General features: G+C 66.1%; 17 protein-coding genes, 1 tRNA gene and 1 riboswitch. Of the genes, 7 read left to right on the top strand and 11 right to left on the bottom strand.

What is annotated here, in order from left to right; all coding sequences use genetic code 11:
* Positions 1–56: 56 nt before the first annotated feature.
* The 4 genes from BDOA9_RS08125 to BDOA9_RS08110 form a co-directional block, all read right to left on the bottom strand.
* Positions 57–1130 carry a LacI family DNA-binding transcriptional regulator gene (locus BDOA9_RS08125; protein WP_025033445.1) on the bottom strand — a complete coding sequence of 358 codons (1074 nt, stop codon included), beginning with the start codon at positions 1128–1130 and terminating at the stop codon, positions 57–59.
* Between the two features lie 80 nt (positions 1131–1210).
* Entirely contained in the window at positions 1211–1684 is a 474-nt protein-coding gene (locus tag BDOA9_RS08120) for a GNAT family N-acetyltransferase (RefSeq protein ID WP_025033444.1), read from the bottom strand.
* A gap of 23 nt (positions 1685–1707) precedes the next feature.
* Entirely contained in the window at positions 1708–2289 is a 582-nt protein-coding gene (locus BDOA9_RS08115; RefSeq protein ID WP_025033443.1) for a helix-turn-helix domain-containing protein, read from the bottom strand.
* Positions 2290–2468: 179 nt separating this feature from the next.
* Positions 2469–2542 (bottom strand) — tRNA-Gly (locus BDOA9_RS08110).
* 174 nt (positions 2543–2716) lie between these two features.
* Here BDOA9_RS08110 and BDOA9_RS08105 point away from each other — a divergent pair.
* The 5 genes from BDOA9_RS08105 (at position 2717) to BDOA9_RS08085 (ending at position 5726) form a co-directional block, all read left to right on the top strand.
* Positions 2717–3295, top strand: a complete 579-nt coding sequence (locus tag BDOA9_RS08105; RefSeq protein ID WP_025033442.1) for a methylated-DNA--[protein]-cysteine S-methyltransferase — start codon at positions 2717–2719, stop codon at positions 3293–3295.
* 10 nt (positions 3296–3305) lie between these two features.
* Complete coding sequence (locus BDOA9_RS08100) at positions 3306–4145, top strand: helix-turn-helix domain-containing protein (protein WP_025033441.1); 840 nt, start codon at positions 3306–3308, stop codon at positions 4143–4145.
* Between the two features lie 57 nt (positions 4146–4202).
* Complete coding sequence (locus BDOA9_RS08095) at positions 4203–4562, top strand: VOC family protein (protein ID WP_025033440.1); 360 nt, start codon at positions 4203–4205, stop codon at positions 4560–4562.
* 168 nt (positions 4563–4730) lie between these two features.
* A complete protein-coding gene (locus BDOA9_RS08090) occupies positions 4731–5132 on the top strand; it encodes an SRPBCC family protein (RefSeq protein ID WP_025033439.1) in 402 nt (133 codons plus the stop codon).
* Positions 5133–5246: 114 nt separating this feature from the next.
* Positions 5247–5726 carry a hypothetical protein gene (locus BDOA9_RS08085; RefSeq protein ID WP_025033438.1) on the top strand — a complete coding sequence of 160 codons (480 nt, stop codon included), beginning with the start codon at positions 5247–5249 and terminating at the stop codon, positions 5724–5726.
* Here BDOA9_RS08085 and BDOA9_RS08080 read toward each other — a convergent pair.
* The 3 genes from BDOA9_RS08080 to BDOA9_RS08070 all read right to left on the bottom strand — a co-directional run bounded on the left by BDOA9_RS08080 (position 5723) and on the right by BDOA9_RS08070 (position 9796).
* Positions 5723–7165 (bottom strand): MATE family efflux transporter, encoded by a 1443-nt coding sequence (locus BDOA9_RS08080; RefSeq protein WP_025033437.1) that lies wholly within the window; start codon positions 7163–7165, stop codon positions 5723–5725. The genes BDOA9_RS08085 and BDOA9_RS08080 overlap by 4 nt on opposite strands.
* 167 nt (positions 7166–7332) lie before the next feature.
* Complete coding sequence (locus BDOA9_RS08075) at positions 7333–8385, bottom strand: hypothetical protein (protein WP_025033436.1); 1053 nt, start codon at positions 8383–8385, stop codon at positions 7333–7335.
* Positions 8386–8659: 274 nt separating this feature from the next.
* A complete protein-coding gene (locus BDOA9_RS08070) occupies positions 8660–9796 on the bottom strand; it encodes a 2'-deoxycytidine 5'-triphosphate deaminase (protein ID WP_152033177.1) in 1137 nt (378 codons plus the stop codon).
* A gap of 80 nt (positions 9797–9876) precedes the next feature.
* A riboswitch (SAM riboswitch) is annotated at positions 9877–9956 on the top strand.
* Between the two features lie 74 nt (positions 9957–10030).
* On the opposite strand from BDOA9_RS08070, the gene BDOA9_RS08065 reads away from it, so the two are divergent.
* The gene (locus BDOA9_RS08065) at positions 10031–11218 is read left to right on the top strand and encodes an O-succinylhomoserine sulfhydrylase (RefSeq protein ID WP_025033434.1); all 1188 of its coding nucleotides are present in this window, start codon (positions 10031–10033) and stop codon (positions 11216–11218) included.
* 118 nt (positions 11219–11336) lie between these two features.
* Here BDOA9_RS08065 and BDOA9_RS08060 read toward each other — a convergent pair whose 3' ends face one another.
* From BDOA9_RS08060 to BDOA9_RS08050, 3 genes are read right to left on the bottom strand one after another with little or no spacing between them, the layout of a single operon-like run.
* Entirely contained in the window at positions 11337–12326 is a 990-nt protein-coding gene (locus BDOA9_RS08060) for an SGNH/GDSL hydrolase family protein (protein WP_025033433.1), read from the bottom strand.
* A 12-nt stretch (positions 12327–12338) separates the two neighbouring features.
* Entirely contained in the window at positions 12339–13109 is a 771-nt protein-coding gene (locus BDOA9_RS08055) for an SGNH/GDSL hydrolase family protein (RefSeq protein ID WP_025033432.1), read from the bottom strand.
* A complete protein-coding gene (locus tag BDOA9_RS08050) occupies positions 13109–14365 on the bottom strand; it encodes an OpgC domain-containing protein (protein ID WP_025033431.1) in 1257 nt (418 codons plus the stop codon). Before BDOA9_RS08050 ends, BDOA9_RS08055 begins: the two co-directional genes overlap by 1 nt.
* A 195-nt stretch (positions 14366–14560) precedes the next feature.
* Here BDOA9_RS08050 and apaG point away from each other — a divergent pair, with 195 nt between their 5' ends.
* Positions 14561–14953 (top strand): Co2+/Mg2+ efflux protein ApaG, encoded by a 393-nt coding sequence (apaG, locus tag BDOA9_RS08045; protein ID WP_025033430.1) that lies wholly within the window; start codon positions 14561–14563, stop codon positions 14951–14953.
* 163 nt (positions 14954–15116) lie between these two features.
* Here the strand turns inward: apaG and BDOA9_RS08040 are convergent, their stop codons facing one another.
* Positions 15117–16124: an Hsp33 family molecular chaperone gene (locus BDOA9_RS08040; protein WP_025033429.1), complete on the bottom strand. Its 1008-nt coding sequence runs from the start codon at positions 16122–16124 to the stop codon at positions 15117–15119.
* Positions 16125–16221: the final 97 nt, after the last annotated feature.

Here is a 16221-nt window from a genome sequence, read left to right as displayed (position 1 = left end):
GCGATCTTGCGTCGCTTCCTCGCCCGCTGGCGGTCCGTTTCCAAATCCAGTTGCCGCTAGGGCAGATTGTCCCGCATCACGATGTCGATCCTGATCTTCTCCTGTTCGCTCAAGATCGGCTCGCCGCGGGCGAGCGCGAGCAGCACGCGGACGGCCGCGCGCGCTTCATGCCCGGGGTTCTGCGAGATCGCGGCATCCATCACGCCCTGCAGCAGCAAGCGGCGCGTCAGCGCGGTGACGTCGTGCCCGACGAACACCACCTGCTTGTCGCGCCCGGCCGCGCCAGAGGTCTTTTCGTTCAGCGCCTTGTCGTTCAGCGCTTTGGCGACGCCCTGCGTGCCGGCGCCGACGTTGTAGAGGCCGACGATGTCGGGATGCTTGCCGAGCAGCCGCGCCAGCAGCTGCTCCGAGCGGCCGTCATCGTCGCGCCCTTCCAGCACCGGCAGCACGCTGAGATCGGGGAATTCGGATCCCATCACCTGGTTGAAGCCGAAGATGCGTTCGGCATGGTCGCGCAGGCCCTGCGAGCCCGCGACGATTGCGACCTTGCCGGATCTCTGGCCGACCAGCCGCCCGACCAGCGCGCCGGCGGTGCGGCCCGCGGCGATGTTGTCGATGCCGACATAATGGTGGCGGCGCGAGGACGGCACGTCCGAGACCAGCGTCACCACCTTGGTGCCGGCATCGACGAGGTCGTTGATGGCGGCGCGGACGCTCGGATGGTCCAGCGCCACCACGGCGAGGCCGTCATAGTCGCCCGACAGCGCCTCGAGCGAGGCCGCGAGCGCTGCGGGCTCGAACACGTCGGTTGCGATCATCTCGACATTGAGGCGGCGGGCCGACAGCCAGGCCGCCATCTCGCCGAGATAGGCCTCGATCTGCTGCATGAACGGGTTCGGGCCCGACGGCATCACGAAGGCGAAGCGGCGGGCGCGGCCGCGCGCGAGCTCGGCGGCGGCCACATGCGGCTGGAACGAATTGCGCGCGATGGCGTCCTTGACGCGCCGGACCGTGTCCGGGCGGACCCCCGGCCTGTTGTGCAGCACGCGATCGACCGTGGCGAGGCTGACACCGGCCTCACGGGCGATGTCCTTCAGCGTCAGCGCAGTCGGGGCGAGGGTCTCGGCCATGGCTGAAGGCTAGCAGAGGTGTTTTGAGGTACGCAACTCATTTCATGAGGGGATCGATCTTTTTGCGCCGCGCTCGTGAGCTATCGGTGCGCCGGTGCCGACAGGTCCAGCGCCAGGAACAGGCTGTTGGGATCCTCGGCATAACCCTCGAACGGGCCGCAGGCGACGAAGCCGTGTGCCAGATAGAGCGCGTGCGCCGGCTTGAAATAATCCCACGCGCCGGTCTCGAGGCTGAGCCGCGTCAGGCCGCGCGCGCGGGCTTCCGCGATGATGTGGCGCAGCATCTGGCCGCCATAGCCGCGCCGCCGCGCGGTCTGCAGCGTATGCATCGACTTGACCTCGCCATGTTCAGGCGAAAACGTCTTCAACGCGCCGGTCGCAACCAGCGTCTCGCCGTCCCAGCCGGTCCAGAACGCGACCTCCGGTGCACGCAGGCCCGCGAGATCGAGCGCATGGGCGCTGCCCCGCGCCGTCTGCGCCCGCGCTGTCGTGACGTGATGATCGAGCAGCGCGACGACGCGCGGATCATAGGTGTCGCCGGTGCGGATCTGCATCGTGCTCGTCTGCATCCCTGCCCTCACATCTTGCCGTAGGACGCGCCGCGCCGCGTGATGATCACGTAGCGCGCGTCCTGCCGGGTTTCGTTCTCGAAGATCACGGCGCGCATCACGTCGAAATCCAGACAATCGCCCGCGCGCAGCCGCACCGCCTTGGCATCGATATGCACGGCGACCGCGCCCTCCAGCATCAGCAGCTGCTGGGTGAAGGCGTTGCGGCCCCAAGGGCTGTAGGAGACGCGCGCGCCGGCCGGAAGGTCGACCACGATGATCTCGATGCCGCTGGCTGCATCCGGCGGCGAGGCGTGCCGGCGGCGATAGCCGCTGTCGGGATCGCGCCAGAGCGGCTGGTCCGCCAGCCGCACCAGGCGCTCCGGCGGCTTCTCGGCGAGCGCGACGACATCGCTGAGCGTGACGTCGAGCGCCGCGCAGAGCTTGTTCAGCAGCGCCGCCGTCGCACTGCTCTGCGCCCGCTCCACCCGCCCGATCATGGCCCGGCTGACGCCGGAGCGGCCTGCAAGCTCGTTCAACGTCATCCCCGCCTGCGTCCGCAGCGTCTTCAGCCGCCGGCCGATCGCGCGATCGAGTTTTTGCTGGTCCATTGTTGTTGGCCTTGGCCTTCATCGAGCTCAACCCGTCACCAGGACCGTATCCGCCGGGTGACAGAAGCTTAGGGCGGGGAAGCGATCCGTGCCGGAAGTGAGAGGCTAATATATTGGAATCTTTATGCGGTGCGCGAGCGCGCAATCTGCTCAAACCGGAATGGCGATCGGGGAAAACTTGGAGCGGGCGAAGGGAATCGAACCCTCGTATGCAGCTTGGGAAGCTGCCGTTCTACCATTGAACTACGCCCGCGAGATGCGCGCCTCGCGCCCCTCCTGATTAGCCGAGACGGCGCCGGCCGCCAAGCGGTTTGGCGTGGCCGGCCGGACGCTTGTTAACGTCCTGGAAAGATTCCAGGTGCGCCGGATTGTGGCGGTGTTATGATCGTTTTTCCGGGGAGAAACGTGCACTGAGTGGGGCGTGTGCATGGTGGGGCGGGCTTACGCGATATTCGACACGGCGATCGGCCGTTGCGGCATCATCTGGAGCGGCACCGGCGTGGTCGCCGTGCAATTGCCGGAGGCGCGGGAGATCGACACCCGCCGCCGGATTTTCCAGGTCCATCCCGAGGCGCGGGAGCAGCGCCCGTCCGAGAACGCCGAGCTTGCGATCGAGGGCATCATTGGCCTGCTGCAAGGTCACGATCCCGATTTTTCCGAGGTCAGCCTGGACGCCGGCGGCGTGCCCGGATTCAACCGGCGCGTCTACGAATACGCCTGCAGCATTCCGCGCGGGGAGACCCGCACCTATCAGGAGGTCGCCCGGGCGCTGGGCGCCTCCGGCGCATCCTATTCCGTGGCGCAGGCGATCGCGAAAAATCCCTTCATGCTGATCGTGCCCTGCCACCGGGTGCTGGAGGCTGGCAATTACACCGACCGGCTCTCTCCTTACGGCGGCGTGATCTCCAAGCGACGGCTGCTGGCGCTGGAAGGCGCCCATCCCATCGCCAGCAAGACGTTGTTCGAGGTGCTGCTGCCCGTTGCCCCGCCGAGACCCTCCACCTAGATAAGGCGGCATGCACGCCACCACGCTGCTGACGACGCCCTCGATCACGGCTTCCGAGTTTCGCTGCGATGCGGGACCGGACGATGCGCCGTTCGCGGAATGCCGCACCGGCCATTCCATCGCCTATGTGCGTTCCGGCAGCTTCGGCTGCCGTTGCCGCGCCGGCTTCTTCGAGCTGGTGGCGGGCTCGATGCTGATCGGCGCCCCCGGCGAGGAATACACCTGCACGCACGAGCACGTGTCCGGCGACGTCTGCCTCGGCTTCTTCTTCAGCGAGGATCTGGTCGACGCCCTCGGCGGGCGGCGCGAGATCTGGCAGATCGGCGCAACGCCACCGCTGCCCGAGCTGATGGTGCTGGGCGAGCTGGCCCAGACGGCAGCAGATGGCAACAGCGATCTCGGCCTCGACGAAATCGGCCAGATCCTGGCCGGCCGTTTTGTCGACGCCGTCTCGGGCAAGGCGCGCAAGCCGGCCACCCCGACCGCGCGCGATCGCCGCCGCGCGGTGGAGGCCGCGCTGTGGATCGACGGCAATTCGCATGCCGAGCTCGACCTCGAACAATCAGCAAAGCAGGCGGGCCTGAGCCCGTTCCATTTCCTGCGGCTGTTCTCGGCCGTGCTCGGCGTCACCCCGCATCAATATCTGGTGCGCTCGCGGCTGCGGCACGCCGCGCGGCTGCTGACAGATGATGACATCGCGGTCACCGACATCGCCTATGACGTCGGCTTCGGCGATCTCTCCAACTTCGTCCGCACCTTCCATCGCGCCGCCGGAATGTCACCGACCAAGTTCCGCCAGGCGTCGAAGGGGGAGCGCAAGATTCTCCAAGAGCAGCTTGCCCTCAACTGACTAGTTTCGTCTCCGGCGCGTGCCACTCGCGGCACGCATTTCGCAATGGAGACGAACATGTACGACCACATTGGACTACGCGTTGCCGACCTCGACGCCGCCACGCGCTTCTACAGCGCGGTGCTGGCGCCACTCGGCTTTGTCCTGTGCTCGAGTGGCGACGGTTATGCCGGCTTCGGGCCGAAGGGCGAGCCGGCGCTGTGGCTGCACCTGAACAAGGGCCGCAAGGCCGACGGCGTCCACATCGCCTTCCGCGCCAAAGACCATGACGCGGTCAAGGCGTTTCACAGCGAAGGCCTCAAGTGCGGCGGCCGCGACAATGGCGGCGCCGGCCCGCGCAGGGATTACAGCCCGACCTATTACGCGGCGTTCCTGATCGACCCTGACGGCAACAATGTCGAGGCGGTTTGTAGCTGAGCTCTCTCCTTCGTCATTGCGAGGAGCTCGCGACAAAATTGCGTAGCAATTTTGCGCCGATGCGACGAAGCAATCCAGACTGTCTCTGCAGAGGGATTTCTGGATTGCTTCGCTGCGCTCGCAATGACGGAATCGGTGGCACCACTTATCGCAATCAAGGACACCTTCATGGCCTCCATCCACAACGACATCCCCCTCCCCGCCTCCGCGCATGACGTCTGGGACGCGGTGCGTGATTTCGGCGCGCTGCATCGGCGGCTGGTGCCGGGCTTCGTCACGGCGTGCACGCTCGACGGCGATGCGCGCATCGTCACCTTCGCCAACGGCTCGGCGGCGCGCGAGGTGCTGGTCGATTGCGACGATGCGCGGCGGCGCCTCGTCTATGCCATCAACAATGAACGGTTGAAGCATTACAGCGCCTCCGTGCAGGTCATCGCCGAGGGCGAGACGAGCTGCCGCCTCGTCTGGATCATCGACATGCTGCCGAACGAGCTCGCGCCTTACGTTCAGGGGCAAACCAGGGAGGCGGTGGCCGCCATGCACAAGGCGTTTCCGCCGGCGGCGGCCTGATCATTCACTGTGAGCTTTCTCACAGAAGCCTGTCCTCGCCGGCCGTAACCATGCCCCTCGTGCGTCCGGTCGGCTCCGCTCTCCCGGCGGCGCCACGCACGCGAGGAGCATGCCATGAGAGGTGCGGACAAGGTGATCTGCCAGGCAGCCGCGGTGCTGCTGCTGTTTTCGATCTCGAGCGTGCCGGCAAAGGCACAATTCCTCGGCGGCGGAGGAGCCGGCGGCGAGGACATGATGACCCAGATGGCGCCGATGCTGGAGATGATGAAGGCGAAGATGGGCAAGCGCCGCTTCGCCATGCTGATGCAGACAATGGGCCCGATGATGAGCCGCATGATGGAGAACGGCGGCGGGCTCGGCGGCATGATGGGCGGCGGCAGCAATTTCGGCGGCGGATTCGGAGCACCGAGCTACGGCGGCTACGCGCCGATGGGTGGCGGCACCATGCCGGTCGGGATCGGCAGCATGGGCGGCGGCGACATCATGGGCATGCTCGGCGGCAGCGGCGGCAGCGACATGATGGCGATGATCCCGCAATTGATGCGGCTCGCCAATACCGGCGGTAGCGGCCATCGCCGCCACAAGCGCCGCTAGTTGCCAGCCGAAAGCGCCGGCCTGACCGCAGGCTTCGTCTCGCGCGGTCCCCAGCGGGTCAGCACGACGCTCGAGCACGACAAGAGGCCGAGCACGACCATCGAGCTCGCGGCCAGCCAGAAGAAGCTCTGCGCGCTGGCGCCGTGCGTCGAAAGCCACCAGCCGACACCGGCGATGTAGATCAGCCGCGCCGTCTGCGCCAGCACCGGGCCGATCACCTTGGCCGCGCCTTGCGAGGAGAAATACATCGTCGTCGCAAGGCCGAAGAAGGCGTAGAACGGCCCGACCGTCGAGAGATATTGATGGCTCGCCGCGCGCACTTCCACGCTGTCGGTGAACATGTTGACCCAGAGATCGGGGAAGATCGCGACGAGACACGCCGGTGCGCCGACCGCCACGAAAGCGGCAACGCTAGCGGTCCAGGCGATGCGCCGGGCCCGCGCGATGCGGCCGGCGCCGATCGCCATCCCGACCATCGGCACGCAGGCAATGCCGAACGAGAACGCGATCGAGGTCAGCAAAAATTCCAGCCGCGCGCCGACGCCATACCCGGCGAGGATCGCGGTGCCGAACTGCGCCAGCATGTGGGTGAAGATCGAGATCGTCAGCACCGATTGCAGCGGCGAGAAGCAGGCGATGGCGCCGACCTTCAGGATGTCGAAGAACATCGCCCATTGAATACGCAGGCCGCGCAGCTTCAGCGTGATCCGCGCGCGGCCGGAGAACAAGTACCAGCTCATGATGCCGATGTTCATGACGTAGGCGATCAGCGCGCCGGCAGCGACGCCGCGCATGCCGAGCTGCGGCACCGGCCCGAGCCCGAGGCCGAGCGTGCCGCCGAGCACGATCTGCCAAGCCGCGGAATTGAGGATCAGGAACGACGGCAACTTCATGTTGCCGGTGCCGCGCAAGATCCCCGCCATGGTGTTGAGCAGCCAGGGCAGCACGGCGCCGCCGAAGAACACCTGCGTGTAGGCGATCGCATGCGTCAGCACGTCGCCGCGGCCGCCGAGCATTTCGAGCAGTTTTGGCCCGAAGATCAGCATGCCCAGCATGAAGACGAGGCCGAAGCTGATGCCGATCAGCATCGCGTGCACGGCAAGGATGCCGGCACGCTCGCGGTTCCCGGCGCCGAGCGCACGCGCGATGGCCGAGGCCACCGCGCCGCCCATGGCGCCGCCGGACATCGTCATGGTCAGAATGATCGTCGGAAACACCAGCGCCATCGCCGCCAGCGCCTCGACGCCGAGCCGGCCGACATAGGAGGTCTCGGCGATGACGACGCAGATGCCGGCCGACAGACCGATCACGTTCGGCCAGGCGAGCGAGAGCAGCGTGCGCAGGATCGGCCCATCGGTCAGCGCGCTTCTGATCGGCGGCGGAGGCGGCGGCAGCGGGCGCTCTTGCTCATCGACCGGGATTTCGGCGATGTCGGACATGTCCTCTCCCGGGGGCGCAGGCGCCATTGCGGCGCGGCAATCATTTGGTGTGCCGATAGCTTCGTTCGCGCGAATGGCGCGGCTGAGGCGTGTTAGCACGGCGCGCGACGCTTCCGCCTGCGCCTGATGCAGGCGTGCCCTGCGGCAGCGCATTTCAAGCGGTGGAATTACCCGATCGTCCACACCAGCGGCGGGCGCCCGCCTGGAGCGGTGCGCATCTGCACGCCGATGTGCCGGCCGCAGCCTGCAGCGAGGCCTTCGAACAATCCCTCCAGCACCTTGGCGCACGCGCGAGAATAGTCGGCGACGTCGTCCATCAGCCTCCAGCTTTGCTGGCGGATCTCGAACGTGCCTTCGGATTGCGTCATCGCGGCCGCATCATCCTGCGCGGCGAGCAGCGCATTCAGGAACGATGCGAATTCTCGCGCGCCGCCGCGATTCATCGCCAGCGCGGCCGCGACCTCGTCGAAATATTGCATGCCGATCAGCCTGCCGGTGAGGTGCAGCAGATAGCCCGCATCCTCCGGGCCGAACAGCTGCACCATCACGGGCGCGGCGGTGCGGACATATTCCATCGCGTAATTGCGATAGGCCTTTTCCAGCCGCGGTCTCGGCCAGCTCGCGACTGGCAATGCCGGCGCCGTCTTTGCATCGAACAGCGGCGCTTCCAGGTGCCGCGCGAACACGAGGCGCTGGTCGAGTTCGAGCGGATGGTCGTAGAGATAATAATAGCCTTCGAGCCCGTCCTGGCCGTCGACGCTCTGCTTGGTGCAGACGAAGCCGAGCCTGAGATCGCCGAGGGCAACGCCGTTGTTGGCGTGCCAGCCGCGCAGCATCGCGCGCGAGACCTCGCCCGGCACGCCGCAGATCGCGGTGCCCCTCCAGATCCAGCGCGGCGGCGGATAGCGGATCCAGGCCTTGGTGTCGCTCTCGTACATGTATTCGACGTGCACGCCGCCGATCCAGTTGGAGAGATAGTGATATTGCGCGGCGGCGACCGCCGGCGGCAGATGATCGATCTCAAGCTTTTTGAGCCCCGGCAGGAAACGCTCCTGCTGCTGGCGACGAAACACGCGGAAGACGAATTCTGCGGCATCCGCCGTGCCACGGCGCGTAACGACGCTGAGGATGAGGCCGGTGAAGTAGGCATGGTAGAGATCGGCGATCGCGCGCCAGCGCTGCCATTGAACTTCCTGCGCGAGGTCTGGTGCGGCCGTCATGTTCGCTCCCGGCTTGTTGTTTTGCGGGAGTGTGTCATCGCGGACCGGGTGACGCAACCGGACGCGATCTCGGTGTCATCGTCCGCCTTGTGCGCAGTTGCGCACTGGGGCGGGCGATCCAGTACTCCGGGGAAGTTTGTGATTGAGCCGAAAAGGCCGCGGCGTACTGGATTCCCCGCCTGCCGCCTACGCTAGAGCTTCGGCGCCCCAGGACCTCAACCCCGGCGAAGCCTTGGCGTAGCCCGGTCGCGGGGAATGACAGCGGAGTGTGTAGCTACACCCGGAAATGCTTGCTCAGCTTCAACCCCTGCGCCTGGTAGTTCGAGCCGATGCGCTGGCCGTACATCGCGTCGGGACGGGCCAGCATCTTCTCGTAGACGAGGCGGCCGACGATCTGGCCGTGCTCGAGGATGAACGGCACCTCGCGCGAGCGCACCTCCAGCACGGCGCGCGATCCCAGCCCGCCCGCGCCGGCATAGCCGAAGCCGGGATCGAAGAAGCCGGCATAGTGCACGCGGAATTCGCCGACCAGGGGATCGAACGGCACCATCTCCGCGGCGTAGTCGGGCGGCACCTGCACCGCTTCCTTGGAGGCGAGGATATAGAACTCGCCGGGGTCGAGGATCAGGCTGCCGTCGGCCCGCGCCGAGATCGGCTCCCAGAAATCCTCCACCGCGTAGCCGGCGCGGCGATCGACATCGACGACGCCGGTGTGGCGCTTGGCGCGGTAGCCGACGAAGCCGTTCGCCCTCTCGCCGGAGAGATCGACCGAGACGGCAACGCCGCCGGACAGATCCGCATCGTCGATGTCGACGAGACGCTCGCTGGCGTGCAGCGCATCGAGCTCGTCGGCATTGAGGATGGCATCGCCGGTGCGGAAGCGGACCTGGCTGAGACGCGAGCCCTCGCGCACCAGCACCGGAAACGTCTTCGGGCTGATCTCGGCATAGAGCGGGCCGTGATAGCCGGCGCCGATCATGTCGAAGCGGCGGGTGCCGTCGGCGATGACGCGGGTGAAGACGTCGAGCCGGCCGGTCGAGCTCTTCGGATTGGCGGCCGCGACGATCTCCGGCGGTAGCGCCAGGCTCTCCAGCAGCGGCACGATGTAGACGCAGTTGGTCTCCAGCACCGCGCCGTCGGCGAGGCTGAACTCGTGCAGCTTCAACTCGTCGATGCGCTCGGCGACGGTGGCGCCGGGACCGGGGAGGAAGCTGGCACGGACGCGATAGGCGATGTCGCCGAGGCGCAGATCGAGGCTCGCCGGCTGGATCTGGCTCTCGACGAAGTCGTAGGCGGGCAGGATGAGACCTTCTTCCGCCATCGCCGCGATCATGCGGTCGGGCAGGATACCATTGGCGTCGGCGGCGACCGGGAACGTCAACCGGGGGTCCTCATAAGGGGTCGAATGCATCCGGCCATGCCGGAAATACAGGTCTTTTACGGCTATCCGATGGACGCCTTGACGGAAAGGGCATTGCGGAATATGAGCATCACTTATCCCGTGGTGATTTGAGCCGGCCGGCTTGCAGCCACGTTAAATAAGTCGCTAAACAGGCCGGGGACCTCTGTGATCCCGGCCCGTGGAGATATCCAGGCCGGTTTTTTTGTGACCGTTTTCGCCGACGGTCATGTCGGAGAGGGTCCTATGTCGAAGTCGTCCGCTGCCTACCGCCCCGAAACCCGCCTGGTCCATTCCGGCACCCTGCGCTCGCAATATGGCGAGACGTCGGAGGCGCTGTTCCTGACGCAAGGCTATGTCTACGCCAGCGCGGAGGAGTGCGAGGCGCGGTTCAAGGGCGAGGACCCCGGCTTCATCTATTCGCGCTATTCCAACCCGACCATTGCGATGTTCGAGCGCCGCATGATCGAGCTCGAAGGCGCCGAGGCCGCGCGCTCGGCGGCGACCGGCATGGCGGCGGTGACGACCGCGATCCTGGCGCCGCTCAAGGCCGGCGATCACGTCGTGGCCTCGCGCGCGCTGTTCGGCTCGTGCCTCTACGTCGTGCAGGACCTGTTGCCGCGCTACGGCATCGAGACCACGCTGGTCGACGGGCTCGATCTCGACCAGTGGCAGCGCGCGCTCCGCCCCAACACCAAGACATTCTTCCTGGAGAGCCCGACCAACCCGACGCTGGATGTGCTCGACATTCCCTCGATCGCCGAGATCGCGCACAAGGGCGGCGCGCGGCTCGTCGTCGACAACGTGTTTGCGACGCCGATCTGGCAGAGCCCGCTCGCGCTCGGGGCCGACGTCGTCGTCTACTCCGCGACCAAGCACATCGACGGCCAGGGCCGTTGTCTCGGCGGCATCATCCTGTCCTCGGAAGCCTTCATCGCCGAGCACATCCACAATTTCATGCGCCAGACCGGCCCGTCGATCTCGCCGTTCAATGCCTGGGTCCTGCTCAAGGGCCTGGAGACGCTGGGCGTGCGGGTGCGCGCGCAGACCGACAATGCCGCGCGCATCGCCGAGGTGCTGGCGAGCCATCCCAAGATTTCGCGACTGGTCTATCCCGGCCGCGCCGATCATCCGCAGGCGGCGCTGGTGAAGAAGCAGATGCGCGGCGGCTCGACGCTGGTCGGCTTCGAGGTCAAGGGCGGCAAGGCGGCGGCGTTCCGCGTGCTCAACGAATTGAAGCTTGCCAAGATCTCCAACAATCTCGGCGACGCCAAGAGCCTCGTCACCCATCCGGCGACCACGACGCATCAGCGCCTCAAGCCGGAAGACCGCGCCGCGCTCGGCATCAGCGAGGGCTTCATCCGCTTCTCGGCGGGGCTGGAGCACGCGGACGACCTGATCGAGGATCTCACCGCGGCGCTGGAGAAGGCGTAGCGGAAGCGAGGTCTCGTAGGGTGGGCAAAGCGAAGCGTGCCCACGTCTTCTTCCTTCGTGTCACTGAGCGATGGTGGGCACGGCGCTTTGCGCCTTTGCCCACCCTACGGCAGCGTGCTCACATCGGCCGATACGTTCTCACATCGGCGGGCACGTTCACCCCGAGCTTAATCTGCCCCACCGAGCGGATGATGTCGTCGCCGAGCAGCTGGGCGAAGCAGGCATAGCCCCAATCGTTCATGTGCAGGCCGTCGGCGATGACGAAGCTCTCGACCGGGATCGACTGGTTCTCGTGCCAGTCGCGCATCACTTCGAAGCGCGGGAAAATGCCGACGTGACGAAGCTCGGCGACGTTGCCGAGCAGCTTGATCATCTTGCCGGCGCTCTCCTTGCGCTGGTTGACGGCCGGCGAATATTGCGGATCGACCAGCACGATGTCGGTGCCGCCGGCGGCCTGGATGCGGCTGATGCCGTCCTCGACCAGCTTGGCGGTGTCAGCGGGATCGAGGTTGCGCAGCACGGCGTTGGTGCCGACCTGCCAGATCACGAGATCCGGATGCACGTCGATGACCTGCGTCTGCAGGCGCCTCATCATTTCGGGGGCATCCTCGCCGCCGACGCCGGCATTGACGACGGTAATGTCGGCGGTCGGGTAGTGCCGGCGCAGCTGTGCGGCGAGACGATTGGGGTAATTGAACTCCGGCGAGCTCGCGCCGAACCCCTGGGTCGACGACGAGCCGAACGCAACGATGACGACGGGCTGGCCGGCGGCGAGCTTGCCTGCGACATGGGGCAGCGAGCCCATCGCCTTCGAGCCGCCCTTCGGCGGCAGGCAGGGAACGCGGCTGAAGATGTCGGCGGCGGACTTCGCGACCTCCTTCACCTTGTCGATGGCGCGCGAGGTGACGCCACGCTGCTCGGGCGACCTCGCGGCGACGGTGGTCTGGGACGGCGCGGCGGGCGCGGGATCAGGCGACTGGGCGGGTGCGGGGGTCGCCGGCGGTGCGGCCGGCGCCTGCGCATGCGCGGCCGGCGTCAGCAACAACAGTGCTGCTGCTGCAGGCACGGCCAGCCATGACGTCAGGCAAAAAGGGCGGAGAGAACTCATTAACGCTAGACCTCAATTTTGCTGCTGGGCCGGCTCCAGATGAGCAGCGTCGATCACGAACTGTGCCAACGCCCGGCCAAGGCAATCATGGACCTGCTTCGCCAGCTCAGGCCCGCGGGACGGGCTGAACAGGTCGAACTGGCCCTGCTCGTTCCACTGCCGCATGATCGCGAAACGATCGAACAGCGGGATGTCGTGCTCCTGCGCCACGACGCGCATATTATCGAGAAAAGGCTGCGCCGAGATCATGGTCTCGGTGCGCGGGCTGTATTGCAAATTCATCAAGACGACGTCTGCCCCTGCCTTTTGCAGCGCAACAACCCCGTCGGTCACCGCGCCACGAAATTCGTCGGGATCGATGGATCGGATAGCATCCACGGTCCCGGTCTGCCAGATGACCAAGGTAGGCGTTTTTGCTTCCATCAGTTTAACGAAGGTGGACGCGGTCTCCTCTGCCGTTTTCTTGCTCTGTATTTCTACGGAGACGTGCACGACTTCGGACGGCGGCAGCTTCTCCTTGAGGATCGCCTCCATGCGCGCCGGATAGGAGCTGCCCTCCGACGACGGAATCGTGGTCGAGCGGCTGCCGATGACCAGGATCTCGAGCGGCTTGCCGGCCTTGATCGCCTCGGCGACCTTGGGCAGCTGGCTTTCGCTGGTCAGCAGATAGGGCGGCAATTCGCAGGCCGCGGGCACAGGGGACGCGGCATCGCCCGCGCGCGCCGTGGGCGCGGCGAGGTTACCGCATAGCAGGACCAGGCTCAGGAGAACCTTCGCCTTCATCAGCCCCCTCCCGCCAGATCGGCGTTGCCGACGGCGTTTTTGGTTTTCGCACCGCTCTTGTCAGCCACACGCTTGTACCACGAAATGACCCAGGCAACCCCCCACATGATCAGGATTCCGGAGAGGCTAATCAACGCATGCATGACCGGCCCGCCGGAGATTTCGGCGAGGACGAAATGGCCGGCGAAGGCCAGGAAGACGCCGAGGCAGAAGATCTCGAGCGAGTGCTGACCACATAGAATCAATGGTCGCAGCCAACGCGATTTCAAGCCCGGCCAGTCCCGGGGCAGGAAGCGCACAGTCAGCGCGGCCAGCGCCAGGAAGTGCGTGAAGCGCAGCACGTCGAGATCGGTCTTGTCGATCGGATACATCCACTGCTCGATCCGCTTCGGCATGAACTGGGAGAGCTGCGGCACGTACCAGGTCAACGTCACGTAGAACGCCGCGACGAGATAGGCGATGGAGATCCACATCGTCACCCGCGAAGCCAGGATGCGCGACATGCGACGCGCACCTCCGAGCGCACACCAGGCACCGAACACGAACAGCAATTGCCAGGCGAACGGATTGAAGGCCCAGAAGCCGTTCGGATAGGCCGAGAGATAGAGATCGTACTCCCAGGTCACCGCGTAGAGCACGACCGAGAGGCCGAGCGTGACGTCGGGCCGCCATTTCATCGACCACAGGATCAGCGGCAGGGCCAGCATCAGCACGATGTAGAGCGGCAGCACGTCCATGTTGACGGGACGGAAGCGCAGCAGCAGCGCCTGCACGATGACGACGTCGGGCTGCTTGAGGAAGTCCATGATGCCCATCTCTTCGGTGTAGAGCGGGTTCTCGAACCTGGTCGCCACATAGGAGATCTCGGCGAGGAAGATCGTGAACAGGAAGACGTGGGCGACGTAGATCTGCCAGACCCGGCGCAGGATGCGCGCGGTGGCGATGAGAACGCCGCTCTCCAGCATCGCCCGGCCATAGACGAAGGCCGCCGTGTAGCCGGAGATGAAGATGAAGATCTCGGTGGCGTCGCTGAGGCCGTAATTGCGGATCGTGAACCAGGTGAGAAGGCTGGGCGGCAGATGGTCGATGAAGATCAGCCACAGCGCGAGTCCGCGGAACAGATCGAGCCGGAGCTCGCGCTCGCCGATGGCGGGCAGCGTGATGGCCGGCGCTGCGGCGCGCAGCTTGGTCCCTGCGGGCTTTGCGCCCGCGGTTCCTGCGATGGTCGATCCCGTCACTTGGTCGGCAATGGTCATCGGGCCTGGAAACCGTTCCGCAAATCGCGACGTTGGAGCAGTGTAATGGTCCGGCTGTCGTCTCGCAAAGCGGCCGGATCACATATGGTTGTCTCCCTCGGCGGTGTGCTTTTCCTCCAATTCTGGCGGGACGATGTCGCCAAAGCCGCCCCCGGGGGTTTGGTTCCCGGGACGGATTTCGGTATGATGGCAGCCATGTACCGCGCCGTGACCCGCCAGATCGAAGTGACCGTCGAGCCGAACTTTGTGCCGGAGCAGTCGTCGGCCGACCGCTCGCGCTACTTCTGGTCCTACACCATCGTCATCACCAATTCGGGCGAGGAGACCGTGCAGCTCAAGACGCGGCACTGGATCATCACAGATGCCTCCGGCCGCCAGCAGGAGGTGAAGGGCGAGGGCGTGGTCGGCGAGCAGCCGATCCTCGCCCCCGGCGAACGCTTCGAATACACCTCCGGCGTGCCGCTCTCGACCGCCTCCGGCTTCATGACCGGCCGCTACCAGATGGTCAGCGAAACCGGCGAGCGCTTCGAGATCGACGTGCCGACGTTTTCGCTGGACAGCCCGGATAGCAAGCGGGTGTTGAATTAAGAGGCGGTGCCGTAGGGTGGGCAAAGGCGCAAAGCGCCGTGCCCACGATCTCTTGCGAATTCAGAGACGGATGGTGGGCACGCTCCGCTTTGCCCACCCTACGATAGCTGCGTCCGGGCGCGAGAGCGGCGTGTGGTGTAAGCACGCTCAATGAAGGACAGGCTTACGCGTCCTCCGCGCCGGCCTCGTGCGGCGTGAACTGGTACACCGACGAGCAGAACTCGCAGGTGACGACGACCTGGTCGTCCTTGACCATGGCGGCGCGGTCGTCGGGCGAGAAGCTCTTGAGCATCGCGGCGACCGCATCGCGCGAGCAGGAGCACCGCGCCTCGAGCGCCTGAGGATTGAACACGCGCACGCCGCGCTCGTGGAAGAGGCGGTAGAGCAGCCGCTCGCCGGAGAGCTCGGGATCGATCAGCTCGACGTCTTCGACAGTCTCGATCAGCGAGCGCGCCTCGACCCAGGCATCGTCTTCAGCGACATTGTGCACCTCGGTGCCGTCGGGCGCATCGCCGGGATGCAAGTCCGCCTGCCGCGCGCGCTCCGGCGCCTTGGGCAGAAACTGCATCAGCATGCCGCCGGCGCGCCAGCGATGCTTGCCGCCGTCGCTCGAGCGCCATTCCTCGCCGACCGCGAGGCGCACGCGGGTCGGGATCTGCTCGGACCGCAGGAAATATTCGTGGGCGGCGTCTTCCAGGCTGCCGCCGTCGAGCGCGACAAGGCCCTGGTAGCGGCTCATGTCGGGGCCCTGGTCGATGGTCATGGCGAGATGGCCGCGGCCGAGCAGCGTGCCGGAATCCTTCGCCGTGCCCAGGCGCGAGGCGTCAAAGCGCGCATAGGCGCGCAGGCGATCCGGAGCCTTGTAGTCGACCACCAGGAACGACACCGGACCATCGGTCTGGGCCTGCAGAATGAAGCGGCCCTCGAACTTCAGCGCCGAGCCGAGCAGCGTCGTCAGCACGATGGCCTCGCCGAGCAGCTTGCCGACCGGTGCGGGGTAATCGTGCTTGGTGAGGATGTCATCGAGCGCAGGCCCAAGCCGCACCAGGCGCCCGCGCACGTCGAGCGCGTCGACCTCGTAAGGCAGCACGGCGTCGTCGATCGGAACCGATGATGGCGCGCGAACCGGGCCTTCAGGCCCGGTATTCATGTCAGGAGACTGGGAAACCATGGCGCTTTATCTGGGGTCGGAGGGCGGAAATGGAAGGGGAACGCCCGCATTCCGTCGTCATAACGAGGGGCTCGCGTAGCCCGTATGGAGCGCAGCG

This window comes from Bradyrhizobium sp. DOA9, assembly GCF_000617845.2.
Taxonomy (GTDB): domain Bacteria; phylum Pseudomonadota; class Alphaproteobacteria; order Rhizobiales; family Xanthobacteraceae; genus Bradyrhizobium.
Note: the sequence above shows the minus strand (reverse complement) of the source record. Positions and strands in the feature narration are given on the sequence as shown.